We start from the raw sequence: 13,399 nt of genomic DNA, 5'->3' as shown, positions 1-13,399 counted from the left end.
TTGTATAGTGACCCTTCTCTTGCTGGTTACTCTGTTCTTTCGAGGTGTTTATGCTTGATGTAAAGAGTCAGGATATCCCCATCCCCGATACCGTTGTGGTGCTCTGCACCGCCCCGGACGAAGCAACAGCCCAGGATCTGGCCGCTAAAGTGCTGGCTGAAAAACTGGCCGCCTGCGTAACACTTCTGCCTGGCGCGACCTCCCTCTATTATTGGGAAGGCAAGCTTGAGCAGGAATATGAAGTCCAGATGATTTTAAAAACCGCAGTAACGCATCAGCAAGCCCTTCTCGATTGCCTGAAGTCTCATCACCCGTACCAAACCCCTGAGCTTCTGGTTTTACCCGTCACTCATGGAGACTTTGATTACCGCTCATGGCTCAACGCATCCTTACGCTGATCCTGCTGCTGTGCAGCACATCCACCTTTGCCGGATTATTCGACTCGCCTGGCCGCTCGCAGTTCGTCCCTGCCGATCGGGCATTTGTTTTTGATTTCCAGCAAAACCAACACGACCTGAACCTCTCCTGGCAGGTCAAGGACGGCTACTATCTCTATCGTAAACAGGTAAGCATTACGCCATCTCAGGCCAGTATTGCCGAAGTAAAACTACCGCCAGGTATTTGGCATGAAGATGAGTTTTACGGCAAGAGTGAAATTTACCGCCAGCAGTTGAACATTCCGGTTACGGTAAATCAGGCCACATCTGGCGCTACAATCACGGTCACTTATCAGGGTTGTGCCGACGCCGGATTTTGCTATCCGCCGGAGACCAAAACCATACCGTTAAGCGAAGTTGCCGCCCTTACAGATACAACACCAGTCACGGTATTGCCGGAAGAAAAATCACAGCCAGAGCCAGAGACCGAGCTTCCCTTTTCCGCCCTGTGGGCATTGTTGATCGGAATTGGCATCGCCTTTACGCCTTGCGTACTACCGATGTATCCGCTGATATCCGGCATAGTACTGGGTGGGAAGCAACGCTTATCAACCGGGAGAGCGCTGCTGCTGACCTTCATCTACGTGCAGGGAATGGCGCTCACCTACACCGCGCTGGGTCTGGTCGTTGCAGCGGCAGGCCTACAGTTCCAGGCTGCACTACAGCATCCTTATGTACTGATTGGCCTTGCCGTCATCTTTACACTGCTAGCTCTGTCGATGTTTGGTCTGTTCACGCTGCAGCTACCTTCTTCACTGCAAACGCGGCTCACGCTGATGAGCAATCGCCAGCAAGGCGGCTCTCCCGGAAGCGTGCTTGCGATGGGAGCGATTGCAGGGCTGATCTGTTCTCCTTGCACCACCGCACCACTGAGCGCAATTTTGCTTTACATCGCCCAGAGCGGAAACATGTGGCTGGGAGGCGGCACGTTGTACCTGTATGCACTAGGGATGGGGTTACCCCTGATGCTAATTACCGTATTTGGTAACCGACTTCTGCCCAAAAGCGGACCATGGATGGAACATGTTAAAACAGCTTTTGGGTTTGTCATCCTTGCGCTCCCCATATTTTTGCTTGAACGCATTACCGGCGACGAGTGGGGAATACGCTTGTGGTCACTGCTGGGCGTCGCATTCTTTGGCTGGGCATTTATCACCAGTCTACAGGCGAAGCGTACGTGGATGCGTATCGTCCAAATTATTCTGTTAGCTGGCGCTCTGGTGAGCGTGCGTCCGTTACAGGACTGGACGTTTGGTGCTCCACATGCGCAAACTCAGACACATTTGAACTTCACTAAAGTAGCATCGGTGGAAGAATTAAATCAGGCTCTGGAACAAGCTAAAGGTCGCCCGGTCATGTTGGATCTGTACGCTGACTGGTGCGTTGCCTGTAAAGAATTTGAGAAGTACACCTTCAGTAATCCGCAGGTTCAACAAGCCTTAGGCGATACGGTACTGTTGCAAGCAGATGTCACAGCAAACAGTGCGCAGGATATCGCTCTGCTAAAACATCTACAGGTATTAGGATTGCCAACGATCTTGTTTTTTGATGCGCAGGGTAAAGAACATCCGGACGCCCGCGTTACCGGCTTTATGGATGCCGCGACCTTCAGTGCGCATTTGCACAATCACCAACCGTGAGCAACACTTGCAAAAGGAAAACGGAGGAGAATACCGTGCAACGTGAAGATGTCCTGGGAGAAGCCCTGAAATTACTTGAGGTTCAAGGTATAGCCAATACCACGCTGGAAATGGTGGCTGAACACATTGATTATCCCCTTGATGAGCTAGAGCGTTTCTGGCCCGATAAAGAAGCCATTTTGTATGACGCGCTACGTTACCTCAGTCAACGAGTGGATATCTGGCGACGTCAGCTTCTGCTGGATGATACCCTGAGTGCTGAGCAGAAACTCCTGGCACGCTACAACGCCCTTGCCGAATGTGTGAGCAACAATCGCTATCCAGGCTGCCTGTTCATTGCTGCCTGTACGTTTTACCCCGACCCAGAGCATCCTATCCATCAGTTAGCTGGACAGCAAAAAAAAGCGGCACATGACTTTACCCACGAACTGCTGACTATGCTGGAAGTTGACGACCCGGCGATGGTTGCCAGGCAGATGGAGCTGGTGCTGGAAGGCTGTCTCAGCCGCATGCTGGTCAATCGTAGCCATGCGGACGTGGAAACGGCACACCGCCTGGCTGAAGATATCCTGCGCTTCGCCCAATGCCGCCAGGGTGGTGCGCTGACTTAAGCGTGCATTCCTGTCTACGATGAAATAAACGGGTATTGCGCATTGGGAAAAAAGTGCAGACACGGTTTAAATCGCATCAGACCGGTGGATTTGTGCAAACTTCAGGCAAAAACGCACAGATTGCCGTAATATTAAGCGGTTGAACAGCTTTTCCTGAAATTTGATTGACTGGCAGACGTGAATACGGTTTAATGCGCCCCGTTGCCCGGATAGCTCAGTCGGTAGAGCAGGGGATTGAAAATCCCCGTGTCCTTGGTTCGATTCCGAGTCCGGGCACCACTATTTAAAGAACCCAGCCTATGGCTGGGTTTTTGCTTTTCAGCATATCCCTGATATTTATCCGTCATCAACACGCCATGCTTCCCCCTTCAACCAGCGCAACTAACGCGCAAATTTTGCCAATACAGTTACCGTACAACATGATAAGCAGCTGTAGAGATCTATAAAAACAATTGTAACTGTCCCTGCACAGCAATACGGGTACATACATGACGGATATCAGAAAGATATGTGTATTTACGCGCACTGATATCTGTCTGTAGGGTAGTACGGTAGAGGAAAAAGAGACGGTTTTATCGATCCCGGCGGGATAAAGAGGGGCAAAACAGTGCCGGACGGCAGTATTTCCTGCAGTCCGCAGACGCAAAAAAGCCCATCCGGCAGGATGGGCTTCTTCACTGGTTTGATGCCTGGCAGTTCCCTACTCTCGCATGGGGAGACCCCACACTACCATCGGCGCTACGGCGTTTCACTTCTGAGTTCGGCATGGGGTCAGGTGGGACCACCGCGCTACAGCCGCCAGGCAAATTCTGTCATTAACCCGCTTATCGCCGGTTAATAGTATCTGTATCAAGCTGAAATTTCGTCTCTTCGCCAAAACAGCTTCGGCGTTGTAAGGTTAAGCCTCACGGTTCATTAGTATCGGTTAGCTCAATGTATCGCTACACTTACACACCCGACCTATCAACGTCGTCGTCTTCAACGTTCCTTCAGGAGACTTAAAGTCTCAGGGAGAACTCATCTCGGGGCAAGTTTCGTGCTTAGATGCTTTCAGCACTTATCTCTTCCGCATTTAGCTACCGGGCAATGCCATTGGCATGACAACCCGAACACCAGTGATGCGTCCACTCCGGTCCTCTCGTACTAGGAGCAGCCCCCCTCAATTCTCCAGCGCCCACGGCAGATAGGGACCGAACTGTCTCACGACGTTCTAAACCCAGCTCGCGTACCACTTTAAATGGCGAACAGCCATACCCTTGGGACCTACTTCAGCCCCAGGATGTGATGAGCCGACATCGAGGTGCCAAACACCGCCGTCGATATGAACTCTTGGGCGGTATCAGCCTGTTATCCCCGGAGTACCTTTTATCCGTTGAGCGATGGCCCTTCCATTCAGAACCACCGGATCACTAAGACCTGCTTTCGCACCTGCTCGAGCCGTCACTCTCGCAGTCAAGCTAGCTTATGCCTTTGCACTAACCTCCTGATGTCCGACCAGGATTAGCTAACCTTCGTGCTCCTCCGTTACTCTTTAGGAGGAGACCGCCCCAGTCAAACTACCCACCAGACACTGTCCGCAACCCGGATTACGGGTCTACGTTAGAACACCAGCCATTAAAGGGTGGTATTTCAAGGTTGGCTCCATGCAGACTGGCGTCCACACTTCAAAGCCTCCCACCTATCCTACACATCAAGGACCAGTGTTCAGTGTCAAGCTATAGTAAAGGTTCACGGGGTCTTTCCGTCTTGCCGCGGGTACACTGCATCTTCACAGCGAGTTCAATTTCACTGAGTCTCGGGTGGAGACAGCCTGGCCATCATTACGCCATTCGTGCAGGTCGGAACTTACCCGACAAGGAATTTCGCTACCTTAGGACCGTTATAGTTACGGCCGCCGTTTACCGGGGCTTCGATCAAGAGCTTCTCCTTACGGATAACCCCATCAATTAACCTTCCGGCACCGGGCAGGCGTCACACCGTATACGTCCACTTTCGTGTTTGCACAGTGCTGTGTTTTTAATAAACAGTTGCAGCCAGCTGGTATCTTCGACTGATTTCAGCTCCATGAGTAAATCACTTCACCTACATATCAGCGTGCCTTCTCCCGAAGTTACGGCACCATTTTGCCTAGTTCCTTCACCCGAGTTCTCTCAAGCGCCTTGGTATTCTCTACCTGACCACCTGTGTCGGTTTGGGGTACGATTTCGTGTTACCTGATGCTTAGAGGCTTTTCCTGGAAGCAGGGCATTTGTTACTTCAGCACCGTAGTGCCTCGTCATCACACCTCAGCGTTAATAAGGTACCGGATTTACCTGGAACCTCCGCCTACATGCTTAAACCGGGACAACCGTCGCCCGGCTAACATAGCCTTCTCCGTCCCCCCTTCGCAGTAACACCAAGTACAGGAATATTAACCTGTTTCCCATCGACTACGCCTTTCGGCCTCGCCTTAGGGGTCGACTCACCCTGCCCCGATTAACGTTGGACAGGAACCCTTGGTCTTCCGGCGTGCGGGTTTTTCACCCGCATTATCGTTACTTATGTCAGCATTCGCACTTCTGATACCTCCAGCATCCCTCACAGGACACCTTCAACGGCTTACAGAACGCTCCCCTACCCAACAACACATAGTGTCGCTGCCGCAGCTTCGGTGCATGGTTTAGCCCCGTTACATCTTCCGCGCAGGCCGACTCGACCAGTGAGCTATTACGCTTTCTTTAAATGATGGCTGCTTCTAAGCCAACATCCTGGCTGTCTGTGCCTTCCCACATCGTTTCCCACTTAACCATGACTTTGGGACCTTAGCTGGCGGTCTGGGTTGTTTCCCTCTTCACGACGGACGTTAGCACCCGCCGTGTGTCTCCCGTGATAACATTCTTCGGTATTCGCAGTTTGCATCGGGTTGGTAAGTCGGGATGACCCCCTAGCCGAAACAGTGCTCTACCCCCGAAGATGAATTCACGAGGCGCTACCTAAATAGCTTTCGGGGAGAACCAGCTATCTCCCGGTTTGATTGGCCTTTCACCCCCAGCCACAAGTCATCCGCTAATTTTTCAACATTAGTCGGTTCGGTCCTCCAGTTAGTGTTACCCAACCTTCAACCTGCCCATGGCTAGATCACCGGGTTTCGGGTCTATACCCTGCAACTTAACGCCCAGTTAAGACTCGGTTTCCCTTCGGCTCCCCTATTCGGTTAACCTTGCTACAGAATATAAGTCGCTGACCCATTATACAAAAGGTACGCAGTCACCCCATAAAGAGGCTCCCACTGCTTGTACGTACACGGTTTCAGGTTCTTTTTCACTCCCCTCGCCGGGGTTCTTTTCGCCTTTCCCTCACGGTACTGGTTCACTATCGGTCAGTCAGGAGTATTTAGCCTTGGAGGATGGTCCCCCCATATTCAGACAGGATACCACGTGTCCCGCCCTACTCTTCGAGTTCACAACATGTGTGATTTTGTGTACGGGACTATCACCCTGTACCGTCGGACTTTCCAGACCGTTCCACTACCACACATGCTGATTCAGACTCTGGGCTGCTCCCCGTTCGCTCGCCGCTACTGGGGGAATCTCGGTTGATTTCTTTTCCTCGGGGTACTTAGATGTTTCAGTTCCCCCGGTTCGCTTCATTACGCTATGTATTCACGTAATGATAGTGTGACGAATCACACTGGGTTTCCCCATTCGGAAATCGCCGGTTATAACGGTTCATATCACCTTACCGACGCTTATCGCAGATTAGCACGTCCTTCATCGCCTCTGACTGCCAGGGCATCCACCGTGTACGCTTAGTCGCTTAACCTCACAACCCGAAGATGTTTCGTAAAACACCATCGTGTTGCGAAAATTTGAGAGACTCGAACACACCATTTATCTGTTCTTATTACGGAGAACAGACACAGTGTGTCGTTTCAATTTTCAGCTTGATCCAGATTTTTAAAGAGCAAAACTTCTTAATGCACTCGAAAGTACATTCAGAAGTTCATCATTCATCAGACAATCTGTGTGGACACTACAAGGAACGGTTCTTTAAGGTAAGGAGGTGATCCAACCGCAGGTTCCCCTACGGTTACCTTGTTACGACTTCACCCCAGTCATGAATCACAAAGTGGTAAGCGCCCTCCCGAAGGTTAAGCTACCTACTTCTTTTGCAACCCACTCCCATGGTGTGACGGGCGGTGTGTACAAGGCCCGGGAACGTATTCACCGTGGCATTCTGATCCACGATTACTAGCGATTCCGACTTCATGGAGTCGAGTTGCAGACTCCAATCCGGACTACGACATACTTTATGAGGTCCGCTTGCTCTCGCGAGGTCGCTTCTCTTTGTATATGCCATTGTAGCACGTGTGTAGCCCTACTCGTAAGGGCCATGATGACTTGACGTCATCCCCACCTTCCTCCAGTTTATCACTGGCAGTCTCCTTTGAGTTCCCGGCCGAACCGCTGGCAACAAAGGATAAGGGTTGCGCTCGTTGCGGGACTTAACCCAACATTTCACAACACGAGCTGACGACAGCCATGCAGCACCTGTCTCACGGTTCCCGAAGGCACTAAAGCATCTCTGCTAAATTCCGTGGATGTCAAGAGTAGGTAAGGTTCTTCGCGTTGCATCGAATTAAACCACATGCTCCACCGCTTGTGCGGGCCCCCGTCAATTCATTTGAGTTTTAACCTTGCGGCCGTACTCCCCAGGCGGTCGACTTAACGCGTTAGCTCCGGAAGCCACGCCTCAAGGGCACAACCTCCAAGTCGACATCGTTTACGGCGTGGACTACCAGGGTATCTAATCCTGTTTGCTCCCCACGCTTTCGCACCTGAGCGTCAGTCTTTGTCCAGGGGGCCGCCTTCGCCACCGGTATTCCTCCAGATCTCTACGCATTTCACCGCTACACCTGGAATTCTACCCCCCTCTACAAGACTCTAGCCTGCCAGTTTCGGATGCAGTTCCCAGGTTGAGCCCGGGGATTTCACATCCGACTTGACAGACCGCCTGCGTGCGCTTTACGCCCAGTAATTCCGATTAACGCTTGCACCCTCCGTATTACCGCGGCTGCTGGCACGGAGTTAGCCGGTGCTTCTTCTGCGAGTAACGTCAATCACTAAGGTTATTAACCTTAATGCCTTCCTCCTCGCTGAAAGTACTTTACAACCCGAAGGCCTTCTTCATACACGCGGCATGGCTGCATCAGGCTTGCGCCCATTGTGCAATATTCCCCACTGCTGCCTCCCGTAGGAGTCTGGACCGTGTCTCAGTTCCAGTGTGGCTGGTCATCCTCTCAGACCAGCTAGGGATCGTCGCCTAGGTGAGCCGTTACCCCACCTACTAGCTAATCCCATCTGGGCACATCCGATGGCAAGAGGCCCGAAGGTCCCCCTCTTTGGTCTTGCGACGTTATGCGGTATTAGCTACCGTTTCCAGTAGTTATCCCCCTCCATCGGGCAGTTTCCCAGACATTACTCACCCGTCCGCCACTCGTCACCCAAGGAGCAAGCTCCTCTGTGCTACCGTTCGACTTGCATGTGTTAGGCCTGCCGCCAGCGTTCAATCTGAGCCATGATCAAACTCTTCAATTTAAGTTTGATGCTCGTGAATTAAACTTCGTAATGAATTACGTGTTCACTCAGAGACTTGGTATTCATTTTTCGTCTTGCGACGTTAAGAATCCGTATCATTGAGTGCCCACACAGATTGTCTGATAAATTGTTAAAGAGCAGTTGCGACGCGCTTTGGCGCGAGGTGGCGTATATTACGCTTTCCTCTTTCAGAGTCAACCCTGAATGTCAGGATTTTTCTCTTCAACCGGACCGGCTGTTTGTGTGAAGTGATTCACATCCGCCGTGTCGATGGAGGCGCATTATAGGGAGTTCTCCGGCGCCCGCAACCCTTAAATGTCAGAAAAATGACTGACTGCTGCATTCCACAGCAAAACCCTGCCTTATACCTGTTTACACACAGAGTTATCCACAAAGATGCTGGTATTTCCTGTTCTCTCCCCAGGGAGAAAGACCAAATCTGACGTAAATAACCCTCAACGTCAGCCATATCGTTCAGATTTATGCATCTCCGTTTCTACTACTCTATATAAGCAGTGCTGGCTTCAGCCCTCATAATCCCGGTTCCATCTTTGAATTACGTACTTCATAAAGCGATAATACCCATACAAACAGTGATTCCTGGACCACGATGAGACACACTCTGCAACGCTACGCTATACGTAAACGCCCAATGAAACTCGGTACAACCGTGATTCTCATGGTCAGTGCCGTACTCTTTTCCGTGCTGCTTGTCGTTCATCTGATTTACTTCTCACAAATCAGCAATATGACGCGTGATGCGTTAGCAAGCAAAGCGCTGGCTGTCGCGCGAACACTGGCAGACTCTCCAGAGATCCGCCGCGGTCTGGCAAAAAAGCCCAAAGAGAGTGGTATTCAGGAAATTGCCCTGGCGGTAAATAAGAGCAACGATTTCTTGTTCATCGTTGTCACTAATATGCAAAGCATCCGTTATTCGCACCCTGAAGCGCAGCGAATCGGTCAACCGTTTAAAGGTGACGACATTTTACTGGCGCTACAAGGGAAAGAGAACGTCGCCATTAATCGCGGCTTTCTGGCTAAAGCACTACGCGTCTTTACTCCTATCTATGATGAAAATCACCGGCAGATTGGCGTCGTGTCGATCGGCCTGGAGCTAAGCAGGGTCACCGAACAGATCAATGACAGTCGCGGTAGCATCATTTGGTCCATCTTATTTGGTGTTCTGGTTGGGTTGTTGGGCACATGGGTGTTGGTTAAGGTCCTTAAGCGCATTCTGTTTGGCCTGGAGCCTTATGAAATATCCAACCTGTTCGAACAACGCCAGGCAATGTTGCACTCTATAAAGGAAGGCGTTATTGCCGTTGACGAAAGTGGTGAAGTGACACTGATAAACCAGGCAGCGCAGGAGCTTCTTGATTACCGTAAATCACAAGACGATGAGCAGCTCTCAACGCTCAGCCATGCGTGGTCGCAAGTGGTCGATCTTTCAGAAGTATTACGTGATGGGACGCCACGCCGTGATGAGGAGATCACGGTAAAAGATCGGCTACTCTTAATCAACACCGTGCCGGTACTCAGTAACGGTAAGATCATCGGGGCCATTTCAACGTTCAGAGATAAGACGGAAGTCCGTAAGCTCATGCAACGTCTGGATGGTATGGTCAACTATGCCGATGCACTTCGTGAACGATCCCACGAATTCATGAATAAGTTGCACGTGATTCTGGGCTTATTGCACCTGAAAAGTTATAAGCAGTTGGAGAATTATATCATTAAGACTGCGAACAATTATCAGGAAGAGATCGGCTCACTGTTAGGCAAAATAAAATCCCCGGTGATCGCGGGTTTTTTACTCAGTAAGATTAATCGCACATCAGATTTAGGCCATTCCCTGGTTATTAGTAATGAAAGCCAATTGCCGGAAAACAGTAATGAAGATCAGGTGGCTGTACTGATTACCGTTCTGGGGAATTTGATTGAAAACGCTCTGGAGGCGCTAGGTCAAGAACCGGGTGGGGAGATCAGCGTATCCTTACACTATCGACACGGCTGGTTGCATTGTGAAGTGAATGACGATGGCCCGGGGATCGCCCCCGAGCATATTGATCACATCTTTGAGAAGGGCGTTTCGTCAAAAGGAACCGAACGGGGAGTAGGTTTAGCGCTTGTTAAACAGCAGATTGAAAGCGTTGGCGGCAATATTTCCGTCGAGTCTGAACCAGGGATCTTCACCCAATTTTTTGTACAGTTACCGTGGAATGGTGAGAGGGCCAGCAGATGATCAATGTCTTAATTGTCGATGACGATGCAATGGTAGCGGAATTAAACCGTCGATATGTGGCGCAACTCTCCGGTTTTCATTGCTGTGGGACCGCCTCTACGCTGGAGAAAGCCAAAGAGATAATTTTTCAAGGCGAGCACCACATTGATCTGATTTTACTTGATATTTATATGCAGAAAGAAAACGGTCTGGACCTGTTGCCCGTTCTGCATAGTGAAGGCTGCAAGTGTGATGTCATTGTCATCTCCTCCGCCGCCGACGCCACAACCATCAAAGACTCACTCCACTACGGTGTGGTTGACTATCTGATCAAACCGTTTCAGGCATCCCGTTTTGAAGAAGCGCTTACCAGTTGGCTGCACAAGAAGACGGAGATGGAAAAACACCAATACTATGAACAGTCAGAGCTTGACCAACTGATCCATGGCAACTCTTCCAGCGAACAGGAAACGCGGCGCTTGCCCAAAGGGTTAACCCCCCAGACGTTACGTACGCTATGCCAGTGGATTGATGAGCACCAGGATCAAGAGTTTTCTACGGACGAACTGGCAAACGAGGTCAATATCTCCCGCGTCTCTTGTCGTAAATACCTCATCTGGTTAGTCAATTGTCACATCTTATTTACCAGCATCCATTATGGCGTTACTGGCAGACCAGTTTATCGTTATCGTGTTCAAGCCGAGCATTACTCATTGCTTAAACAATATTGCCAATAAAACACATATCTGGGATTATTCGTTATATAAAAGTAACAATTATTAAGATAATGAAAAATCCCTTTTTTGTTTGCTGACGCAGTAAAATAGTGATTTGCGTTAGATCAAATATATTTGTATATGATATGTTAATGCATTATTTTAATATTGACAAACGTCACACTGTTTTTAATTTCAAAATCGCTAACAAAAGTTAATTAAGTATTATCTAACTCACAGAGTGTGTATTTTTACCCATAAAGGATTAGTCTGAAATTAACCAGACATAAAAATCTAGCTGGTAGCAATGGAGAACATGCTACGTACTATGGACACCGTACATTTTTGTGAGCAAATAAAAGTATCCGCGAGCCAACCTCATTACATCATGAACTGGCGTGAGCGTGATCACACAAATAATCCTCTCACCCATTGTGCCGGTGGTTCACGTAATAGCGGAAAACATAAAGCTGATGATAAGCGCCTGGATAACCAGGACAAAATACAGACTGTACAGCGTCAGCCACTGCTCTTCATAACAAGCCCTGCTTCCCATCGCCTGAGGATTCTCTCCTCTGAACAAAGCCACAGAAAGAAAGTTTAATATTTCTAATAATCATAAAGAAACATTTTAACCAGACATTTGAACATTAATCGCAAATACGGACATACCGAATATTGACCATTTTCTGATGCTTATTCCAGCACAAAAGAATGTGGTGCAGATCCATTTTTTAAAAATTGACTGGTTTTTTCGCGAGGGTAAATAAAATGTTATTTAGTATACAACTTCTCATAATATTAATATGTTTGTTTTATGGCGCCAGAAAGGGCGGTATCGCGTTAGGTTTGTTAGGCGGTATCGGTCTGGTCATCCTGGTTTTTGTTTTCCATCTCCAGCCAGGTAAACCACCTGTAGACGTTATGCTGGTTATTATTGCCGTAGTGGCCGCGTCTGCAACCTTGCAAGCCTCCGGCGGTCTTGACGTTATGCTGCAAATTGCTGAAAAGCTGCTGCGCCGTAACCCAAAATACGTTTCCATCCTGGCACCGTTTGTTACCTGCACCCTGACCATTCTTTGCGGTACAGGCCATGTGGTATACACCATTCTGCCAATCATTTATGACGTAGCCATTAAGAACAATATTCGCCCGGAACGTCCGATGGCGGCGAGTTCTATTGGCGCACAAATGGGGATTATCGCCAGCCCGGTTTCCGTAGCCGTTGTGTCACTGGTCGCAATGCTGGGCAACGTGACGTTTGAAGGCAAGCATCTTGAGTTCCTCGACCTGCTCGGTATCACTATTCCGTCTACCCTGTTGGGTATCCTGGCTATCGGTATCTTCAGCTGGTTCCGTGGTAAAGATCTGGATAAAGACGAAGAGTTCCAGAAGTTTATCTCTGTGCCGGAAAACCACCATTATGTGTATGGCGACACCGCGACTCTGTTAGACAAAAAGCTGCCGAAGAGCAACTGGCTGGCAATGTGGATCTTCCTGGCCGCTATCGCCGTTGTTGCCGTGCTCGGCGCAGTATCTGAACTGCGTCCTTCTTTTGGCGGCAAACCGCTGTCGATGGTTCTGGTTATTCAGATGTTCATGCTGCTGACTGGCGCACTGATTATCATTCTGACGAAAACCAATCCCGCATCTATCTCAAAAAATGAAGTCTTCCGTTCAGGTATGATCGCGATTGTAGCGGTGTACGGTATTGCCTGGATGGCGGAAACCATGTTCGGCGCGCATATGTCTGAAATTCAGGGCGTACTGGGCGACATGGTGAAAGAGTATCCATGGGCCTATGCGGTTGTTCTGTTATTGGTCTCTAAGTTTGTAAACTCCCAGGCTGCAGCGCTGGCGGCTATTGTTCCGGTTGCGCTGGCAATCGGGGTAGATCCAGCGTACATCGTTGCCTCTGCTCCGGCATGCTACGGTTACTACATTCTGCCGACCTACCCGAGCGATCTGGCGGCCATTCAGTTTGACCGTTCCGGCACCACCCACATTGGCCGCTTCGTTATCAACCACAGCTTCATTCTGCCTGGTTTGATCGGCGTAAGCGTATCCTGTGTCTTTGGCTGGGTATTCGCCGCAATGTACGGTTTCCTGTAATCACACTTCGCGTGCCGTCCAGTTTTGTACGGCACGCCACCTTTAAGATACAGAGAATTTTTAAATTCCTGATAAAAATGAAAAGG

At 49.7% G+C, this 13,399-nt stretch carries 6 protein-coding genes, 1 tRNA gene and 3 rRNA genes; 7 read left to right on the top strand and 3 right to left on the bottom strand.

Annotated features, from left to right (window positions below; all coding sequences use genetic code 11):
• Positions 1-50 precede the first annotated feature (50 nt).
• The 4 genes from cutA to LG384_RS01975 all read left to right on the top strand — a co-directional run bounded on the left by cutA (position 51) and on the right by LG384_RS01975 (position 2,967).
• The gene (gene cutA, locus LG384_RS01990) at positions 51-398 is read left to right on the top strand and encodes a divalent cation tolerance protein CutA (RefSeq protein ID WP_045438833.1); all 348 of its coding nucleotides are present in this window, start codon (positions 51-53) and stop codon (positions 396-398) included.
• Positions 374-2,077, top strand: coding sequence for a protein-disulfide reductase DsbD (locus LG384_RS01985; protein ID WP_200042228.1), 1,704 nt, complete (start codon positions 374-376; stop codon positions 2,075-2,077). Before cutA ends, LG384_RS01985 begins: the two co-directional genes overlap by 25 nt.
• A 35-nt stretch (positions 2,078-2,112) precedes the next feature.
• Positions 2,113-2,688, top strand: coding sequence for a transcriptional regulator (locus LG384_RS01980; RefSeq protein ID WP_225760383.1), 576 nt, complete (start codon positions 2,113-2,115; stop codon positions 2,686-2,688).
• A 203-nt stretch (positions 2,689-2,891) separates the two neighbouring features.
• A tRNA-Phe gene (locus LG384_RS01975) sits at positions 2,892-2,967 on the top strand.
• 408 nt (positions 2,968-3,375) lie between these two features.
• Here LG384_RS01975 and rrf read toward each other — a convergent pair.
• From rrf to LG384_RS01960, 3 genes are all read right to left on the bottom strand, one after another.
• Positions 3,376-3,491, bottom strand: a 5S ribosomal RNA gene (rrf, locus tag LG384_RS01970).
• Positions 3,492-3,582: 91 nt separating this feature from the next.
• Positions 3,583-6,489, bottom strand: a 23S ribosomal RNA gene (locus tag LG384_RS01965).
• 233 nt (positions 6,490-6,722) lie between these two features.
• Positions 6,723-8,264 (bottom strand): 16S ribosomal RNA (locus LG384_RS01960).
• The 16S, 23S and 5S rRNA genes sit together here, the layout of an rRNA operon.
• 610 nt (positions 8,265-8,874) lie before the next feature.
• On the opposite strand from LG384_RS01960, the gene LG384_RS01955 reads away from it, so the two are divergent.
• The 3 genes from LG384_RS01955 to dcuB all read left to right on the top strand — a co-directional run bounded on the left by LG384_RS01955 (position 8,875) and on the right by dcuB (position 13,313).
• On the top strand, positions 8,875-10,506 hold the full coding sequence (locus LG384_RS01955) for a sensor histidine kinase (RefSeq protein ID WP_045438823.1): 1,632 nt from the start codon (positions 8,875-8,877) through the stop codon (positions 10,504-10,506).
• Positions 10,503-11,222 carry a two-component system response regulator DcuR gene (gene dcuR, locus LG384_RS01950; protein WP_045438821.1) on the top strand — a complete coding sequence of 240 codons (720 nt, stop codon included), beginning with the start codon at positions 10,503-10,505 and terminating at the stop codon, positions 11,220-11,222. The genes LG384_RS01955 and dcuR overlap by 4 nt, the downstream gene beginning before the upstream one ends.
• A 750-nt stretch (positions 11,223-11,972) precedes the next feature.
• Positions 11,973-13,313 (top strand): anaerobic C4-dicarboxylate transporter DcuB, encoded by a 1,341-nt coding sequence (gene dcuB / locus LG384_RS01945; protein WP_045438818.1) that lies wholly within the window; start codon positions 11,973-11,975, stop codon positions 13,311-13,313.
• The last annotated feature ends 86 nt before the right edge of the window (positions 13,314-13,399 follow it).

This window comes from Citrobacter sp. Marseille-Q3906, from assembly GCF_916618775.1.
GTDB classification, from domain to species: Bacteria; Pseudomonadota; Gammaproteobacteria; order Enterobacterales; family Enterobacteriaceae; genus Citrobacter; species Citrobacter murliniae.
Note: the sequence above shows the minus strand (reverse complement) of the source record. Positions and strands in the feature narration are given on the sequence as shown.